Raw genomic sequence first — 17,515 nt, forward strand, 5'->3', positions numbered from 1 at the left:
AGTTTTTTGCCTGGCGGCCATAGCGCCGTGGAACCACCTGATCCCATGCCGAACTCAGAAGTGAAACGCGGTAGCGCCGATGGTAGTGTGGCATTCGCCATGCGAGAGTAGGACACTGCCAGGCTCCTAATTACAGTCACAGCGATGTGATTGGTCGTGCAGCGACGTAAGGTGGTTGCGGACAACAGATTTAGATAACGCACACAGTGTGTTCTTTACCGGTTAGTGTGCTGATATGGCTCAGTTGGTAGAGCGCATCCTTGGTAAGGATGAGGTCCCCAGTTCGACTCTGGGTATCAGCACCAGTTTTAAGTTAGTTTTAACGCTTTTTGCCTGACGGCAATAGCGCCGTGGAACCACCTGATCCCATGCCGAACTCAGAAGTGAAACGCGGTAGCGCCGATGGTAGTGTGGCATTCGCCATGCGAGAGTAGGACACTGTCAGGCACCTATTTAGAAGAGGCCTCCCATGCGGGAGGCCTTTTTGCTTTGGTGTTTTTTCCTGTTCTGATGGGTTTATTTTAGTAAAAATGCTGGGCTGTCAGCATGTTGCCCGTTACTCTTGGACTGGTATTGTCGCGCGTCATCGCCAGAGGAGTATGCATGGCTACGTTGAAGGAAATAGCGCTGGAGGCGGGGGTGTCCCAGGCCACGGTGTCACGGGTGCTCAATGAGGATCCGACGCTGAGCGTCAAGGAAGAGACCAGGCAGAAGATCTTCGAGATTGCCGAGCGGCTGGAGTACAAGACCAGCAGCGCCCGCAAAGGGGTGCACAAGAGCAAGCTGCACTTTCTGGCGGTCTATGCCTACCCGCAGAGCACAGAGGTCAACGACCCCTACTATCTCGCCATTCGCTACGGCATCGAGACCCAGTGCGCCCGCTTCAACATAGAGCTGACCCATTTCTACAACGGCGCCGAGGGGCGTGAGCTCTCCGCCGTCGACGGCATCCTGGTCATCGGCCATCTGCCCGAGGAGCGCCTGGCTGCGTTCCATTCTCTCTCTGCCCAGCTGGTGTTCGTGGATTGCCGCTCCCAGGGGGAATTTGACTCCGTAGACGTGGATTTGGCGCTCATCAGCCAGCAGGTGGTGGACTTCTTCATCGCCCAGGGGCATGGCCGCATCGGCTATATAGGGGGTCAGGACGAGGCGCCGGATCTCCGTGAGCTGGCCTTCCTCGACTACGGTCAGCGGCTGGGAGTGGTGCAGGAGAGCGACCTCTATCGCGGGGACTTCTCCAGTGCCTCCGGCTATCGGCTGGCGAAGGAGATGCTGGCCGGCGACTGGCCCCGTGCCCTGTTCGTGGCCTCTGACTCCATCGCCATAGGTGTGCTGCGGGCGATCCATGAGAAGGGGCTGGCCATTCCCCTGCAGATCGAGCTGATCAGTGTGAACGACATTCCGACCGCCAAGTTCACCTTCCCGCCGCTCTCCACGGTGCGGATCCACTCCGAGTTGATGGGCTCCCAGGGGGTCAATCTGTTGGTCGAGCGGCTGCGCGACGAGCGGGAAGTGCCGCTGCGGGTGCTGGTTCCCAGCCGACTGACCCTGCGCGGTACCACTCGGTAGTTTTAGTAAAATTATCCCTCCCCTGTTGCTCCATATCCCTATGGAGCAACGGCCTTCCTCCCTCCTGCATTGACTCCTGCCATCAAGAAAAATATTTAAGTATTTGTTTTTAAATACTATGCATCTATCTCTTCCTGACCCCGCCAATATCTATGCCATTCAGGCAGACAGCCCCCTCTTTTATCTCCCGCTTCTGATCTCGCTCACAAATCCAGCCATCTTGTGTGATGGGGTTAAAACTTTACCGATCATTACCTGATATTTAGTAAATGTTTATCTAGAGTTTACCCAGTCAAAGTTGTCTTGTTCCGGGAGGACATGTGAATAACTGGGAAAACGTCCAATTCGTTGGTGAAAACAGGCTGGCTCCGCGCGCCTACTTCTTCTCTTATACCGATCACGGGCTGGCAGCCACCATGCAGCGGGAGCTGAGCCGTCGCTTCCTCTCCTTGAGCGGCCAGTGGCAGTTCCACTACTTTGCGCACCCCCTGCTGGTGCCGGAAGACTTCTATCACAGCCCCATGAGCGGCTGGGGTCAGATTACAGTGCCTAACATGTGGCAGATGGAAGGGCATGGCAACCTGCAATACACAGACGAGGGCTTCCCCTTCCCCATAGACGTACCCTTCGTGCCGACCAACAACCCCACCGGCGCCTATCAGCGCAGCTTCGTGCTGAGTCCGGCCTGGGATGGCGAGCAGGTGATCATCAAGTTTGATGGGGTGGAGACCTACTTCGAGGTCTATGTGAACGGCCACTACGTCGGCTTCAGCAAGGGGAGCCGCCTCACCGCCGAGTTCGACATCAGCGCCTATGCCAACACCGGTGAAAACCTGCTGTCGGTGCGGGTGATGCAGTGGGCGGACTCCACCTATATCGAAGATCAGGACATGTGGTGGATGGCGGGGATCTTCCGCGACGTCTATCTGGTGGGCAAACCGGCTGCCCATGTGCAGGACTTCTTTATCCAGACCGCACTGGCCGACGACAGCGCTACCCTGAGCTGCGATATCCAGCTGGAGAATCTGGGGGCGCCTGCCCCTGATCATCGCCTGGTCTGGTCCCTGCTGGATCAGGGGCGCGAGATCGCCAGCGGCTCGCTCGACAGTCTCGCCATCGACGGCAAGCTCGACTGCCGCTTCACGCTGGATCTGGCCAACCCCCATCTGTGGAGCGCGGAAGATCCTTACCTCTATCAGCTGCAACTCTCCCTCTACAACGGTCAGGGCGAGCTGCTGGAAGTGATCCCGCAGCGAGTCGGGGTGCGTGAAATCAAGGTCAAGGATGGCCTCTTCTACGTCAACGGCCACTACCTCAAGCTGCACGGGGTGAACCGTCACGACAACGACCACCTCAAGAGCCGCGCGGTCGGCATGGATCGGGTCGAGCGCGACATAGTGCTGATGAAGCAGCACAACCTCAACTCGGTGCGCACCGCCCACTACCCGAACGACCCGCGCTTCTACGAGCTGTGCGACCAGTACGGCCTGTTCGTGATGGCGGAGACCGACGTGGAGACCCACGGCTTTGCCAACGTCGGCGATCTCAGCCGCATCACCGACGATCCCTTCTGGGAGCCGGTGTTCGTGGACAGGATCGAGCGCCATGTTCACGCCCAGAAGAACCACCCCTCCATCATCATCTGGTCGCTCGGCAACGAGTCCGGCTACGGCTGCAACATCAGGGCCATGTACCAGCGTTGCAAGGCGATCGACCCGACCCGGCTGGTGCACTACGAAGAGGATCGCGATGCCGAGGTGGTGGATGTGGTGAGTACCATGTATTCGCGCGTCTCCCAGATGAACTGCTTCGGCGAGTTCCCGATGGAGAAGCCGCGCATTATCTGCGAATACGCCCACGCCATGGGTAATGGCCCGGGTGGCCTCAGCGAATACCAGCAGGTGTTCGACCGCCATCCCCACATTCAGGGCCACTACATCTGGGAGTGGTGCGATCACGGCATTCTGGATCAGGACGAGCAGGGGCGTGCCGTTTACAAATACGGCGGCGACTACGGCGACTACCCCAACAACTACAACTTCTGCATGGATGGCCTCATCTATCCGGATCAGACTCCGGGGCCGGGCCTGCGTGAATACAAGCAGGTGATCTGCCCGGTCAAGGTGCGTGCGCTGGATCTGGCCAGCGGCAAGCTGGCGGTGGAAAACCGCTACTGGTTCTCCAATCTCGACGACATCCGTCTGCTGGTCGAGGTGAAGGCCGAGGGCGAGCTGTTGGCCAGCCAGCAAATCCGTCTGGAAGGGGTTGCCCCCGGTGCCATAACCGAGCTGCTGCTCGATCTGCCATCCCTCGATACGCGGGAAACCTTCGTCCAGCTGAGGGTCATCAAGGCCACTGCCACCCGTTACAGCGCGGCAGAGCACGAGCTGGGCCAGTACCAGTTCCAGCTGAAAGAGTCGACCCGCCAGCTGCAGCCCTTTGCCAACCCCAACGCCACTCCGTTGCAGATTGCCGATGAGCGGCTCGCGCTGACCTTGAGCGGCAGCGGCTTCGCCCTGCGCTTCTCGCGCCTCGACGGCAAGCTGGTGAGCTGGCAGCAGGATGGCATCGAGCTTATCGAGCGGGCGCCGCGTCTCACCTTCTTCAAGCCGATGATCGACAACCACAAGCAGGAGTACGAGAGCCTGTGGCACCCGAACCACCTGCAGATCATGCAGGAGCACTTCCGTGCCTTAAGCTGGCGCCAGCTGGGTGACGCAGTCGAGGTGACGGTCGAGAGCCTGATAGCGCCGCCGGTGTTCGACTTCGGCATGCGCTGCCGCTACGTCTACACCCTGAGCCCGAATGGCCAGCTGCACGTGGCGCTATCCGGTCAGCCCTACGGCGGCTATGACGACATCATCCCCAAGATCGGCTTCGAGCTGGGTATTCGCCAGGATCTCGATCGGGTGCACTACCTTGGCATGGGCCCGGGGGAGAACTATCAGGACAGCCGCCAGAGCAACTGGATCGACTGCTTCCAGAGCACTGTGAGCGAGATGTGGGAGCACTACCCCTTCCCGCAGGACAACGGCAACCGCCAGCAGGTGCGCTGGGCAACCCTGACCAACCGTCACGGCGCCGGTCTCTACGTGCGGCCCGATGCCCCCATCAACCTGAGCGTCTGGCCCCACAGCTGGGAGCATATCCACGGGGCCCAGCACATCAACGAGCTGGAACCGAGTGGCTATCTCACCCTCAATCTGGATCACAAGGTGCTGGGGCTGGGCTCCAACTCCTGGGGCTCAGAGGTGCTGGACTCCTGGCGGGTGCGCTTCGAGCCGTTCAGCTTCGGCCTGACCCTGCTGCCCATAGCCCGCGGCAACCTCAATCCGGCTGCGCTGGCCGGGATCGATCTCAGCATCAACGGCGGGAGGAACCTCGCATGATCACCCTGGATAACCTGACCCAGTTCAAAAACATCTACCGGGAGGGCAAGAAGTGGGGCCGCTGCGTGGAGGCCATCAACAACCTGCCAAACCTCAAGCCCGGTATCTGCCACTCCATAGGTGACTCCCTCACCTACCGCTTGCAGGAGGGGGCCAGCCCGGCCACCTCATTGTTCGAGGGGCAGCGCCGCTACTTCGATATCCACTACTACCTGGAAGGGGAAGAGACGGTGGAGTGGGCTGCCAAGCAGGATCTGCGGGTCGAGCAGGGCTACGACGACACCACCGACCGCGAGTGGTTGGCCGGTGAGGTGCGTGAGCGCCAGAAGGTCGGCAACGGTCAGGTGGTGATCTTCGAGAACGACGAAGCCTACCGGTTCACAGGCGACAGCCCGGTGCGCAAGGTGATCATCAAGGTCACGGTCGAAGGCGGCTACTTCAAAAACAAATAACAAGCCGCTGTTTTTGCACTGATAAAAGCCGGAAGGGCGGGGCCACCCTACAACTCATGCCCCGCCTTTTGGCAGACAACAACTACAGGTCTGGAGATGCACCATGTCCGATTCCAAGCGGAATACGATAGGCAAGTTCGGTCTGCTGTCGCTCACCTTCGCGGCGGTATTCAGCTTCAACAACGTCATCAACAACAACATCGAGATCGGTCTGGCGTCGGCCCCCATGTTCTTTCTGGCCACCATTTTTTACTTCATTCCGTTCTGTCTGATCATCGCGGAATTCGTGTCACTGAATAAGAACTCCGAAGCCGGTGTCTATGCCTGGGTCAAAAGCTCCCTCGGCGGCCGCTGGGCCTTTATCTCCGCCTACACCTACTGGTTCGTGAACCTCTTCTTCTTCACTTCGCTGTTGCCGCGGGTGATTGCCTACGCCTCCTATGCCTTCCTCGGCTACGAATACATACTCACGCCGCTGGCGACCACTTTCTTAAGCATGGTGCTGTTTGCCTTTGCCACCTACGTCTCCACCAACGGCGCCAAGATGCTGGGCCCCATCACCTCGGTGACCTCGTCCCTGATGCTGCTGCTGACCCTCTCCTACATACTGCTGGCGGGCGCGGCCCTGCTCGGCGGTGTGCAGCCGGCCGACCCCATTACGGTCGAGGCCATGATCCCCGACTTCAGCTGGGCCTTCCTGGGTATCACCACCTGGATCTTTATGGCGGCCGGTGGCGCCGAGTCGGTGGCTGTCTATGTGAATGACGTCAAAGGGGGCTCCAAGTCCTTCGTGAAGGTGATCATCATCGCCGGCATCTTCATCGGCGTGCTCTACTCCATAGCGTCGCTTTTGATCAACGTCTTCGTGCCCGGCGACACCCTGAAATACACCGGTGGCTCGGTGCAGGTGTTCGAGGGGCTGGCCTCTTACTTTGGTCTGCCCGCCATCCTGATGAACCGCTTCGTCGGACTGGTCTCCTTCACCGCCATGTTCGGCTCCCTGCTGATGTGGACCGCGACCCCGGTGAAGATCTTCTTCTCCGAGATCCCGGCCGGCATCTTTGGCAAGAAGACGGTCGAGCTGAACGAGAACGGCGTGCCCGCCCGGGCTGCCTGGATCCAATACCTCATAGTGCTGCCCCTGATGCTGATCCCGACGCTCGGCTCCAACACGGCGCAGGATCTGATGAACACCGTCATCAACATGACAGCTGCCGCCTCCATGCTGCCGCCGCTCTTCATCATGCTGGCCTACCTCAATCTGCGCCTGAAGCTGGATCACCTGCCGCGGGATTTCAAGATGGGCTCGCGCACCACAGGTATAGCCGTGGTCTCTGTGCTGATCGCCATCTTCTCGGTGGGCTTCCTCGCCTCCACCTTCCCGACCGGCGCCGACATCATGACCATCGTCTTCTACAACGTCGGCGGCATAGTGATCTTCCTCGGCTTCGCCTGGTGGAAATACAACAGATATGAAGCCTCCCTGAGCGAGGAGGCCCGGGTGAAAGAGGCCCTGCCGGCGGCGCAGGTCTCCATCCAGCCCTCCTGATCCCCAACGCATGGGGCCCGAGTGGCCAAGAGAGTGAAAGCGGGTGGCGGCGGCCACCCGCGACAGGTTGAACCACAGAACAGAAGGAGCATGGAATGAGCGAGACGATCGAGTTTGCCGAATTCAAACGGGTCGAGATGAAGGTGGGCAAGGTGCTGGAGGTGGTGCGCCATCCCGGGGCCGACAAACTCTATATCGTCCAGATCGACGTGGGTGGCGAGCGGCCGCTGCAGACGGTCACCAGTCTGGTGCCCCATTACAGCGAAGAGGAGCTGATGGGCAGCGAGGTGGTGGTGCTGACCAACCTCAAGCCGACCAAGATGCGCGGCGAGCGATCCGAGTGCATGTTGCTCTGCGCCGAGACCCCGGACGAGAGCCAGAGCGTGCTGTTGCAACCCAAAGTGTCGATGGCGCCGGGCACCCCGATAGTGTGAGGGCGGGATGATGCCAGCCCGGGCCAGCTTGCGGTGCCCAGGCCAACAATAACAAGAGAGTAAACGGCCCGGCCAGCAGGCTGGGGTCGAACACATTCAGAGTCATGGCGCCCTCATGCGAAGGGGCGTGAACCCACCGGAGGACAATATGTCTGAATCAGTACGCGGCACCATAGGCAAGTTTGCCCTGTTGTCGATGACCTTTGCCGCCGTGTTCAACGTGCGCAACATCGTCAACAACAACATCGAACTGGGGCTGAGCTCAGCCCCCGTTTTCCTGCTGGCCACGATCGTCTATTTCATCCCCTTCGTGTTCATCATTTCCGAGTTCGTCTCGGCCAACAAGCACTCGGAATCGGGCATGTATGACTGGCTCAAGAAGCCGCTCGGCACCCGGATGGCCTACCTCGGCTCCTTCCTCTACTGGTTCGTTAACCTGTTCTGGTTCGTCTCCCTGCTGCCGAACGTCATCGCCTACGCCTCCTACGCCATGCTGGGCTATGAATACAGCTTCTCCCCCATGGTGACCTCGGTCATCTCCATAGCGCTGTTCGCGGCGGCGACCCATATCTCCACCAAGGGGGCGACCTGGCTCGGCAAGATTGCCGAGCTGGTGGCCTACGGGGTGTTCGCCCTGTTCGCCATCTATGTGCTGGGGGCGCTGATGGCGCTGGGGGGCGATCACGTGCCGGCCGAGCCCATCACCCTGGCGGCCATGACCCCCACCATCAACTGGGCGACGCTCGGCATCATGTGCTGGATCTTCCAGGCGGCCGGTGGCGCCGAGACGGCGGCGGCCTATCTCAATGACGTCAAGGGCGGTCAGAAGTCCTTCATCAGGGTGATCATCACCGCCGGTGTGATCATAGGTGCCATGTATGCCATCGGCTCGGTGCTGGTCAACGTCTTCGTGCCGCGGGAGAGCCTCACCTACGCCGGCGGCATGGTGGAGATCTTCACCGGCATGGCGCAGTACTTCCAGCTGTCGGAGGCGCTGGTCGGCCGGGCGGTCGGGGTGGTGCTGTTCATCGCCATGTTCGGCTCCATGATGATGTGGACCTCGGCGCCGGTGAAGATCCACTTCTCCGAGATCCCTCAGGGCGTCTATGGCGACAAGACCACCCAGCTCAACGAGCACGGGGTGCCGGTGCGCGCCGCCTGGTGGCAGTTTGTGTTCGTGTTCGTGATGCTGGTGGTGAACGGCTTCGGCTCCGAGTCGGTGCAGCAGATGATGAACACCGCCATCAATCTCACCGCCGGTACCGCCATGCTGCCGCCGATCTTCATCATGGTGGCCTACTTTGTGTTCCGCTGGAAACACGACGAGACCCCGCGGGACTTCCGTATGGGGTCGCGCACCTTCGGCATGGCGGTGGTGTCGGTGCTGATCCTCATCTTCGTGGTGAGCATGAGCGCCTCCGCCTTCCCGGCCGGGGTGGATCTGGTGCGCGCCTTCTTCATCAACGTCTTCATGACGGCGGTGTTCTCGGCCATCGCCTACTGGTGGATCTCCCGCTTCGAGCGGCGGCAGGCCCGCAAGGGCGGGGCGACCAAAGGCAAGGTCGACACCCTGGCCAAACAGAGCTGATGACATCACGACTTGTCGTGCAACGGGTGGCCCAGGCCACCCGTTTTTTATGCCTTATCGTCCGTGGGGCCCGGTTTATTGTTCAATTTCACACCAGCATGGTGCAAAGACGTTTAATTTTCTTAAACACCTGAGGCTGTCGCTCAACTTTGCAGCACCCATTTCTCGGGGTAAGCTGGGGACTCGTTGCAACGGGAGCTGTCAAACAGCTCCTGTTGTCTTTCCTGTCGTCCCCTCCCGAACGCCTCGGCGGAGCGGGATGCGCTTTCGTTGGAGACTCTCCGTGCGTCTGGAGCCCTTTACCTCTGTGCTGATTCTGGTGGTGGCCCTGGCCTCCTTCTTCCCCTGCGAGGGCCAGGTGGCCGTCTGGTTCGCGCTGCTGACCAAGCTGGCGGTGGCGCTGCTCTTCTTCATGCATGGCGCCAAGCTGTCGCGCCAGAACCTGCTGGCGGGGCTCGGCCACTGGCGGCTCCACCTGGTGGTGATGGCCAGCACCTTCCTGCTGTTCCCGCTGCTGGGGCTCTTGCTCACCCCGCTGGTGCCCCAGTGGCTGAGCCCGGCCATCTATCTGGGCTTCCTCTATCTGTGCGCCCTGCCCGCGACAGTGCAGTCGGCCATCGCCTTCACCTCCATGGCGGGGGGCAATGTGTCGGCGGCGGTGTGTAGCGCCTCGGCTTCCAGCATTCTCGGCATCTTCCTCTCGCCTGTGCTGGTGGGGCTGATGATCAATGTTCAGGGGGAGGGGGTCGACACCTGGCACTCCATTCAGGCCATCATGGTGCAGCTGATGCTGCCCTTCGTGGTGGGCCACCTGTCGCGCCCCCTCATCGGCCGCTGGGTCGACAGCCATCGCCCCCTCATCGGCAAGCTGGATCAGAGCTCCATACTGCTGGTGGTCTATGTGGCCTTCAGCGAGGCCGTGGTGCAGGGGATCTGGCATCAGGTAGGTTGGTATGACTTGGCCAGCATAGTGCTGCTGAGCTGCGTGCTGCTGGCACTGGTGCTGGCTTGGAACGTCTGGATCAGCCGCCGCCTCAGGTTCGAGCGGGCGGACGAGATCACCATCGTCTTCTGCGGCTCCAAGAAGAGCCTGGCAAACGGGGTGCCCATGGCCAACGTCATGTTCCCCGCCGCCAGCGTCGGGGTCATGGTGCTGCCGCTGATGATCTTCCACCAGATCCAGCTGATGGTGTGCGCCGTGCTGGCCCGCCGCTATCGCGAGCAGGAGCCCCTGCCCCAGGTCCAGGAGGGATAAGCCTTTGGGCAAAAAGAGAGGGAGGCCATGGGCCTCCCTCTTTGCATTCCCCGGCTGGGCGCCCTCAGCGTTTGCGCCAGACGGTGAGCTGGGCCACCGTGTGCTGGTGCTTGCGGGCGGTTTCGCGGATGACGAAGGGCACGTCTCTCGGCGGGCACAGCTCCTCGAACTCCGCCGCCAGCAGCCGTTGCAGCGCCTGATGGGTGGAGAGGGCCTCGCCGTTTTCCCGGATGCCGCCGAGCCAGTTCGCCTTGGGGGTGTAGTCGGTCAGCCAGGTGTAGGGGCTGGTGAGCACCAGCAGGCCGCCGCTGCGCAGTCTGGGAGCAATGTCCCGCAGGAAGCGGGCGGGCTCCCGCAGCCGGTCGATCAGGTTGGAGGCGAGCACCAGATCGTAGTGATCGTACTTGGGCTTGAGATTGCAGGCATCCCCCTGGCTGAAGTGGATGCGATCCGCTTGCGCAGGCCCGAGGTCGTGACTCGACAGCCGCGCCTCGCAATACTCCACCAGTTCCCCCTCCACCGGCATGGCGTAACGGAAGCTGTCCTGGCTGGCGAGGGCGAGGGCCACATCGATGAAGCGGGCCGAGTAGTCGACCCCGTCCACGTGCTGGAAGTGGCGGGCCAGCTCGAAACTGGCGCGGCCGGTGGCGCAGCCGATGTCCAGCGCCCGCTGGTGGCGGCTGCACAGCTCGCTGGCGAGGCTGGCCAGGGTGCTGGCGTAGTTGGCCACCCCGAAGTGGGTTGGGCCGTACTGGAAGTCGAGGTATTGCGCCACCAGGGCGTCGGTTTCATAAGGGTTCACTGTGATGGCTTCCTGATAGCGTGAGACCAGATAGCGGAAGCCCGCATGCTGGAAGAAGTGGCGACGGAAGGCGTAGCGGGACGACTTGAGCGCCTCGTTACCTGTGCTTATCCAGCTGCCGCCCTTGATGAGGCTGTGCTTGCCATCGAAGGTGGGGGTGGAGAAGTCATCGTAGAGCGGGTGCACCTTGAACCCCTCGAAGCCGTCGATGGCGGTGCTGGTCCACTGCCAGGCGTTGCCCACCAGATCGAAGAAGTCGCCCTGGGGGCAGGCATCCACCGGGCAGGAGGAGGCGAAGCGGGCCAGGTTGATATTGCCGGGGGCTCCCAGCCAGTCCGGCTGATCCCCGGGTACCTGCTCGCGCAGCAGCATCCATTCCCCCTCGCTCGGCAGCTGTATGGGCAGGCCGGTCTGGGCCGCTTTCCAGCGGCAGAAGGCGGCCGCCTCCAGCTGATTGACTTCGGCGGGCCAATCCCAGGGCAGGGAGATCTGCCCGGTCATCAGCCGCAGTTGCAGTTGCTCGGGTTCGTTGGGGTCGCCGACCCAGAAGCTGGGCATGCGCGCCTTGGCATACTGGCACCAGCCCCAGCCCTCGTCGTCCCACCAGGCCCGGGTCTCATAGCCGCCCGCCTGCACGAAGGGGAAGTACTCGGCGTTGCTCACCAGCATGCGGCTGGCCTGGAAGGGGGCCAGCTCTATGTGGCGCTCGCCATATTCGTTGTCCCAGCCGTAGGTGGCGTCCTGCTTGCCGAGGCGCACTCGACCCCCCGCCACCGGCAGCAGGCTGTTGGCGGGCACCTGGTCGCGTCTGTGGCGGGCCTGGGTACAGGCGGGCCAATAGGGCTGCGGCTGCACCCAGGCCAGGGGCAGCTGGCGGATCAGCACGCTGGAGGTCTCCAGGTGGATGCGCTCGTGCTCTATCCCCATCAGGATGACCCAGGCCGGGCTCTGCCAGTCGATGGGCAGTGCGATCGGCATACGCTCGATGAAATCACACACCAGGGCACGCACGCGGCCACGGTAGGCGCGCAGTTCGGCCACCGCAGGCCAGTCGTAGTGGGTCTCGTCCAGATCGTCCCAGCTCATCTCGTCCACGCCGATGGCCACCATGGCCTCGATGCGGGGATCGAGGCGCCGGTCGATGAGGTTGGCCGCCAGCAGCTTGTTGACGAAGAAGGCGGCGGTGTGGCCGTAGTAGAAGATGAGGGGGTGGCGCAGGGGGATCGCCTTGTTGAACCAGGCCCGCTCATCGGCCAGGCAGTCGAACAGGCTGTCGTAGAGATCGAAGGTCTGACAGAAGTAGTCGAGCAGCTCGCGGCGCTTGTGCTCGGGATCGTCGCCGCCGAGCAGCGGGGTGCGGGTCGTGGCTGGCAGGCCCTCTGGGTTGGCGAATGGATGGCTGACTTGGGTCACGCTCTGACTCCTTGTTGGCAGTGACAAATGCACGTGGAGAGCTCTATACGCACAAGGTATCACTATTGGCTCAACAGACCGGGGCGGCAACCAAAAACTGTCGGTACTTGTTGTCATGGCGGCTACTCGTCAGGTAGGTGAATTCCCATTTGGGTATGGCCAATTTCACCACTATATAGTCAGAATGGCGCGTTACAGCCTGATGGCTCTGGCAATTAAAATAATAAAAAAACATAAAAATCATGCAGTTGAGATTATGGCATGAGGATTGCCATCTTGATTCCCGGATGAGTACAGACAGGCCGGACAGGGCCATCAACAAGGAGAGAGAAATGAAGTGGATGCTGGGAGTGATGCTGGCCCTGGGGCTCGGTGGTTGCAGCAAGTTGGATTATACCAAGGTGAGCGGTGACGGCGCCGTCATCGAGCAGCGCCACCCCCTGGGTCAGCAGGTGACCCGGGTGCTGGCCGGGGTGCCCGCCAACATCCATCTGGTGGCGGGGGCGGCGAGCGGCATCCACATCCGGGGGCAGGGGAACCTGCTGCCCTACCTGGAGCTGACCGAGAAGGGCGACAAGCTTGAGATAGAGGTGAAGGAGGGTTACCGGCTCGATCCCCCCGAGCCCATCGATATCACCATCACCCTGCCCAAGGTGGAAGAGCTGGCGCTGGCGGGCCTGGCTCGCGGCGATCTGAGCGGTTTTTCGGGAGACGAGCTGGTACTGTCGGTGGCCGGCCTGGGGGATATAGTCGCCAGCCAGCTGGCACTGGATCGACTGGAGGGCAATATTGCCGGTGCGGGCAGCCTGGATCTGGGGGAGGGCTCGGCCAGGGAAGTGGAGCTCAACATCGCCGGTGCCGGTGGCGTGTCGGGCGCGCAGTTCAAAGGAGAGGAGGTCGAGGTCAATATCGCCGGCAGTGGCGACGTAGCAGTGAATGCCAGCGAGTTGCTGAAGGTCGGCATCGCCGGCTCCGGCTCGGTCAGCTATCTGGGCAACCCCAGGCTGGAGAGCGAGATCGCAGGGTCCGGCGCCATCTCCCGTGCAGGAAGCTGAGTATCCGGCGCGATTACAGCTAAATAACAGGCCCATGCAGGGCCTGTTTTGTTATCCATGGTCGCGCTGCTTTCTCTCACTCGAGAGGCAGCGCGAGGCGCAGATCCGCGTTGAGCCGCATCAGCAGCCACTGCATGCCGGCGAGGTGCTGGTGGTCGTGGCTGACGAGCAGGCGCACCAGACCGTCCAGGGTCACCTCGCCATAGTCGCCATAGCGGGCGCGCCGCGCCCAGGCGCTGGAGGGCAGCGCCTTGAGCCAGTCCACTGTCTGCAAGCGGGCGGTGCGAAAGCGGTCCAGCTGCACCGCTGTATCCTGCAACGGGTACTGGTTGTCTCGCGCCAGTTGATAGCCATCGAGGGAGGCCAGCGCGGGCAGGCTCTCTTCCAGGGTACGGCGAAAGCGCAGCTGATAGCCCTGGGTCTCTATGTCCAGCAGGTGGCAGAGGTGCCCCCGGGCGCTGAAGCGCTCGGCGGGGGTCCCGGCCCAGTTGGCGGGTTCCCAGTCCAGCTGGTCGGCGGGCACCTGTGCCAGCAGTCGTTCGAACTGGTCCGGCATGGCCAGCAGCGTGGTGAAGATCGTCATCCTTGTCTCCCTGTTCCCTTGTTTATGGCCGCCCGCTGATGAGGGGCGGGCGATCATGGGGGGCCTGTCTGGCCCCTGGTCAGCCCTGGGCCGGCTCACCGAGGTGGCTGGCGTGAAAGCGCAGGTGTTCCTCGATGAAGCTCGCCACGAAGTAGTAGCTGTGGTCATAGCCGGCATGGCGATGGAGCGCCAGGGGCCACTCCTTGGCGGTCGCAATCTCGGCCAGGGCGTCTATGCCGAGTTGCTCTGCCAGGAAGGGATCGTCCAGTCCCACGTCTACCCGGGTCGGCAGGGGCTGGCTGTCGTGGTGACGCAGCAGCTGGCAGGCGTCCCACTCCTGCCACAGCAGCGGATTGTTGCCGAGGTAGGCGCCGAGGGCCTTCTGGCCCCAGGGGGCGCGGCTCGGGTGGCTGATGGGGCTGAAGGCCGACACCGAGCGGTAGCGGCCGGGTTCGCGCAACGCGGCGATCAGGGCCCCGTGGCCCCCCATGGAGTGGCCGCTGATGGCGCGCCTGGTGGAGACCGGGAAGTGGGTCTCGATGAGCTCGGGCAGCTCCCGGGTGACGTAGTCATACATCTGGTAGTGATCCCGCCAGGGGTGCTGGGTGGCGTTGACATAGAAGCCAGCCCCCATGCCGAGATCGTAACCGGGATCGTCCGGTACCCCTTCGCCGCGCGGGCTGGTGTCCGGCGCCACCAGGGCGATGCCTAGCTCGGCGGCGATGCGCTGGGCCCCCGCCTTCTGCATGAAGTTCTCGTCGGTGCAGGTGAGGCCGGAGAGCCAGTAGAGCACGGGCACCTTCTGGCCGGTGAGGGCCTGGGGCGGCAGGTAGATGGCGAAGCGCATCTCGCAGCCCTGCACTGTGGAGCTGTGGCGGTACTGCTTGTGCCAGCCACCGAAGCTTTTGTTGCTGCTGATAATGTCCAGATTCATCGAAGGACTCCTCTGCCCCGCCCATTCATCGATGGGCGGGGCTGTGATGGGATCAGTAGTGGATGACGGTGCGGATGCTCTTGCCTTCGTGCATCAGATCGAAGGCCTCGTTGATCTGCTCCAGCGGCATGGTGTGGGTGATGAAGTCGTCCAGCCGGAACTCACCCTGCATGTAGCGCTGCACGTAGCTCGGCAATTCGCTGCGACCACGCACGCCGCCGAAGGCGCTGCCGCGCCAGACCCGGCCGGTGACCAGCTGGAACGGACGGGTGCTGATCTCCTGACCGGCACCGGCCACCCCTATGATGACCGACTCGCCCCAGCCCTTGTGGCAGCACTCGAGCGCGGCGCGCATCACCTTGACGTTGCCGATGCACTCGAAGGAGAAGTCGACGCCGCCGTCGGTCATCTCGACGATCACCTCCTGGATGGGCTTGTCGTAATCGTTCGGGTTGATGCAGTCGGTGGCGCCGAGCTTGCGGGCCAACTCGAACTTGCTCTCGTTGATGTCGATGGCGATGATGCGGCCGGCCTTGGCCAGGCGGGCACCGATCACGGCGGAGAGACCTATGCCCCCCAGCCCGAAGATGGCGACGCTCTCACCCTCTTTGACCTTGGCGGTGTTCATCACGGCGCCTATGCCGGTGGTGACGCCGCAGCCGAGCAGGCAGACCTCTTCCAGCGGGGCGGCCGGGTCCACCTTGGCGATGGAGATCTCGGGCAGCACAGTGTATTCGCTGAAGGTGGAGGTGCCCATGTAGTGATAGATGGGCTGGCCATCCTTGGAGAAGCGGGTGGTGCCGTCCGGCATCAGACCCTTGCCCTGGGTGGCGCGGATCTTCTGGCACAGGTTGGTCTTGCCGGACTTGCAGAACTTGCACTCGCCGCATTCCGGGGTGTAGAGCGGGATCACGTGATCCCCCACCTTGACGCTGGTGACGCCCTCGCCGACGGACTCGACTATGCCGCCCCCCTCATGGCCCAGGATGCAGGGGAAGACACCTTCCGGATCTTCGCCGGACAGGGTGAAGGCATCGGTGTGGCAGACGCCGGTGGCAACGATCCGCACCCGCACCTCGCCGGCCTGGGGTGGCATGACCTCCACCTCTTCGATGGAGAGGGGCTGACCCGGGCCCCAGGCGATGGCGGCCTTGCACTTGATGCTTTGAACCTGTGCCATGGATGATGTCCTTATGGTGGAGAGTTGAACGGAAATGAGTTCGGACAATCAGTGTAGTTTCCCATCGATTTGGTGATAATAAGGCGAAATATCAAATCACTTTTACACATAGGTAATAATGTTCGGCTGGGAAGGGATCTGTGAGTTTGTCAGCGTGGCGGAGCAGGGGGGCTTCACCCCGGCGGCGCGCAAGCTGGGGGTCTCGGTGGCTCAGGTCAGCCGTCAGGTGGCGCAGCTGGAAGACCGGCTGCAGGCCAAGCTGCTGCTGCGCACCACTCGTCAGGTGCGGCTCACCGAGCTCGGGGAGATCTACTTTCGCCACTGCCGCCAGTTGCTGGACAACCTCTACGAGGCCGAGCTGGCCCTGGGTCGCCATCAGGCGGTGCCGCAGGGGACGTTGCGCATCACGGCTCCAGTCTCCTACGGCGAAAGCCGCATCGCGCCGCTGGTGAACGACTTCATGGTGCGCTTCCCCCAGCTGGAGGTGACCCTCAACCTCACCAACCAGTTGCTGGATCTGGTGCACGAGGGGTTCGATCTGGCGATCCGCCTCGGCCACCTCAAGGACTCGACCCTGGTGGCGCGCAAGCTGGCACAACGGGTGCCCTATGTGTGCGCCTCCCCCGCCTATACCGCCCGCCACGGCATGCCCAACAGCCTCTCGGAGCTGGCCCGCCACCACTGTCTGGTGGGCAATGGCGACGAGTGGCACTTCACTCTGGACGGTAAACCCCACAGCGTGCGGGTGCGCGGCCTGCTGCAGTGCAACAGCGGGCACGCCCTGCTGGACGCGGCACTCAAGGGGATAGGCATCATCCAGCTGCCGGACTACTACGTGAGCGACCACCTCGCCCGGGGGGAGCTTATCGAACTGCTGCCGGAGCTGCGGGCGCCGCAGGAGGGGATCTGGGCCCTCTATCCCCATAACCGCCACCTCTCCCCCAAGGTGCGGCTGCTGGTGGACTATCTGGCCGAGCGGCTGAGCGATCCCGCCCAACCCGTGCTGGTGCGGCCCATCGGTTGATGGGGGGCGATACAGGTATAAGAAAGGCGCTGTCCCAATTACGTGTTGAAAGGCTAACCTTGAAATAGGTCATCCCCCTGAAGGCCACCATCATGGATACCCAAGCCTTTCAACATCTACTGTCTCTCTTCCCACTGCTCACCTTGCGCCAGCGTCGTCTTGCACAACATGAACTCACAACTCCCCATCCCATCACCTCGCTGGCCGCTCAACTCCCCGCTTGCCGATGTTGCCCCCACTGTCAGGCCGAGGCCGCCCAATTGGCCCCTTGGGGCTGGAGTCGAGGTC

General features: G+C 62.2%; 13 protein-coding genes, 1 tRNA gene, 2 rRNA genes and 1 pseudogene. 13 read left to right on the forward strand and 4 right to left on the reverse strand.

Going from position 1 to position 17,515, the window contains the following annotated elements:
* Positions 1-9 precede the first annotated feature (9 nt).
* The 10 genes from rrf (MM194_RS21215) to MM194_RS21260 all read left to right on the forward strand — a co-directional run bounded on the left by rrf (MM194_RS21215) (position 10) and on the right by MM194_RS21260 (position 10,236).
* A 5S ribosomal RNA gene (gene rrf / locus MM194_RS21215) occupies positions 10-124 on the forward strand.
* A gap of 105 nt (positions 125-229) precedes the next feature.
* Positions 230-305 (forward strand) — tRNA-Thr (locus tag MM194_RS21220).
* Between the two features lie 27 nt (positions 306-332).
* Positions 333-447: ribosomal RNA gene (gene rrf / locus MM194_RS21225) — 5S ribosomal RNA — on the forward strand.
* A 156-nt stretch (positions 448-603) separates the two neighbouring features.
* Positions 604-1,569 (forward strand): transcriptional regulator EbgR, encoded by a 966-nt coding sequence (ebgR, locus tag MM194_RS21230; RefSeq protein ID WP_241344884.1) that lies wholly within the window; start codon positions 604-606, stop codon positions 1,567-1,569.
* Between the two features lie 320 nt (positions 1,570-1,889).
* Positions 1,890-4,958: a beta-galactosidase subunit alpha gene (ebgA, locus tag MM194_RS21235; RefSeq protein WP_241344885.1), complete on the forward strand. Its 3,069-nt coding sequence runs from the start codon at positions 1,890-1,892 to the stop codon at positions 4,956-4,958.
* Positions 4,955-5,410, forward strand: coding sequence for a beta-galactosidase subunit beta (locus tag MM194_RS21240; RefSeq protein WP_241344887.1), 456 nt, complete (start codon positions 4,955-4,957; stop codon positions 5,408-5,410). Before ebgA ends, MM194_RS21240 begins: the two co-directional genes overlap by 4 nt.
* A gap of 103 nt (positions 5,411-5,513) precedes the next feature.
* The gene (locus MM194_RS21245) at positions 5,514-6,959 is read left to right on the forward strand and encodes an amino acid permease (RefSeq protein WP_241344888.1); all 1,446 of its coding nucleotides are present in this window, start codon (positions 5,514-5,516) and stop codon (positions 6,957-6,959) included.
* Positions 6,960-7,054: 95 nt separating this feature from the next.
* On the forward strand, positions 7,055-7,393 hold the full coding sequence (locus MM194_RS21250) for a tRNA-binding protein (RefSeq protein WP_241344890.1): 339 nt from the start codon (positions 7,055-7,057) through the stop codon (positions 7,391-7,393).
* Positions 7,394-7,541: 148 nt separating this feature from the next.
* On the forward strand, positions 7,542-8,981 hold the full coding sequence (locus tag MM194_RS21255) for an amino acid permease (RefSeq protein ID WP_241344891.1): 1,440 nt from the start codon (positions 7,542-7,544) through the stop codon (positions 8,979-8,981).
* Between the two features lie 283 nt (positions 8,982-9,264).
* Positions 9,265-10,236: a bile acid:sodium symporter family protein gene (locus MM194_RS21260; protein WP_241344898.1), complete on the forward strand. Its 972-nt coding sequence runs from the start codon at positions 9,265-9,267 to the stop codon at positions 10,234-10,236.
* Positions 10,237-10,300: 64 nt separating this feature from the next.
* On the opposite strand, the gene ovoA is transcribed toward MM194_RS21260, so the two are convergent.
* Positions 10,301-12,451 carry a 5-histidylcysteine sulfoxide synthase gene (ovoA, locus tag MM194_RS21265; protein WP_241344893.1) on the reverse strand — a complete coding sequence of 717 codons (2,151 nt, stop codon included), beginning with the start codon at positions 12,449-12,451 and terminating at the stop codon, positions 10,301-10,303.
* Positions 12,452-12,783: 332 nt separating this feature from the next.
* Here ovoA and MM194_RS21270 point away from each other — a divergent pair, with 332 nt between their 5' ends.
* Positions 12,784-13,506 carry a head GIN domain-containing protein gene (locus MM194_RS21270; RefSeq protein WP_241344894.1) on the forward strand — a complete coding sequence of 241 codons (723 nt, stop codon included), beginning with the start codon at positions 12,784-12,786 and terminating at the stop codon, positions 13,504-13,506.
* A 76-nt stretch (positions 13,507-13,582) separates the two neighbouring features.
* Here the strand turns inward: MM194_RS21270 and MM194_RS21275 are convergent, their stop codons facing one another.
* From MM194_RS21275 to MM194_RS21285, 3 genes are all read right to left on the reverse strand, one after another.
* Entirely contained in the window at positions 13,583-14,089 is a 507-nt protein-coding gene (locus MM194_RS21275) for a DinB family protein (protein ID WP_241344895.1), read from the reverse strand.
* Positions 14,090-14,168: 79 nt separating this feature from the next.
* On the reverse strand, positions 14,169-15,023 hold the full coding sequence (gene fghA / locus MM194_RS21280; protein ID WP_163148969.1) for an S-formylglutathione hydrolase: 855 nt from the start codon (positions 15,021-15,023) through the stop codon (positions 14,169-14,171).
* A 52-nt stretch (positions 15,024-15,075) separates the two neighbouring features.
* The gene (locus MM194_RS21285; protein ID WP_025325292.1) at positions 15,076-16,203 is read right to left on the reverse strand and encodes an S-(hydroxymethyl)glutathione dehydrogenase/class III alcohol dehydrogenase; all 1,128 of its coding nucleotides are present in this window, start codon (positions 16,201-16,203) and stop codon (positions 15,076-15,078) included.
* A 118-nt stretch (positions 16,204-16,321) separates the two neighbouring features.
* On the opposite strand from MM194_RS21285, the gene MM194_RS21290 reads away from it, so the two are divergent.
* Together MM194_RS21290 and MM194_RS21295 are read left to right on the forward strand one after the other, a co-directional pair.
* Positions 16,322-17,227 carry a LysR substrate-binding domain-containing protein gene (locus MM194_RS21290; RefSeq protein WP_241344896.1) on the forward strand — a complete coding sequence of 302 codons (906 nt, stop codon included), beginning with the start codon at positions 16,322-16,324 and terminating at the stop codon, positions 17,225-17,227.
* Between the two features lie 92 nt (positions 17,228-17,319).
* Positions 17,320-17,515, forward strand: a pseudogene (locus tag MM194_RS21295) (IS1595 family transposase); the annotation flags it as partial.

This window comes from Aeromonas sp. MR16, assembly GCF_022549315.1.
GTDB lineage: Bacteria > Pseudomonadota > Gammaproteobacteria > Enterobacterales > Aeromonadaceae > Aeromonas > Aeromonas aquatica.

Bases quoted from the DNA above. Each gene is read 5' to 3' on its own strand.
- ebgR (WP_241344884.1), top strand. From the start codon at position 604: ATGGCTACGTTGAAGGAAATAGCGCTGGAGGCGGGGGTGTCCCAGGCC.
- MM194_RS21240 (WP_241344887.1), top strand. From the start codon at position 4,955: ATGATCACCCTGGATAACCTGACCCAGTTCAAAAACATCTACCGGGAG.
- MM194_RS21245 (WP_241344888.1), top strand. From the start codon at position 5,514: ATGTCCGATTCCAAGCGGAATACGATAGGCAAGTTCGGTCTGCTGTCG.
- MM194_RS21250 (WP_241344890.1), top strand. From the start codon at position 7,055: ATGAGCGAGACGATCGAGTTTGCCGAATTCAAACGGGTCGAGATGAAG.
- MM194_RS21255 (WP_241344891.1), top strand. From the start codon at position 7,542: ATGTCTGAATCAGTACGCGGCACCATAGGCAAGTTTGCCCTGTTGTCG.
- MM194_RS21270 (WP_241344894.1), top strand. From the start codon at position 12,784: ATGAAGTGGATGCTGGGAGTGATGCTGGCCCTGGGGCTCGGTGGTTGC.
- MM194_RS21275 (WP_241344895.1), bottom strand. From the start codon at position 14,089: ATGACGATCTTCACCACGCTGCTGGCCATGCCGGACCAGTTCGAACGA.
- fghA (WP_163148969.1), bottom strand. From the start codon at position 15,023: ATGAATCTGGACATTATCAGCAGCAACAAAAGCTTCGGTGGCTGGCAC.
- MM194_RS21285 (WP_025325292.1), bottom strand. From the start codon at position 16,203: ATGGCACAGGTTCAAAGCATCAAGTGCAAGGCCGCCATCGCCTGGGGC.
- MM194_RS21290 (WP_241344896.1), top strand. From the start codon at position 16,322: ATGTTCGGCTGGGAAGGGATCTGTGAGTTTGTCAGCGTGGCGGAGCAG.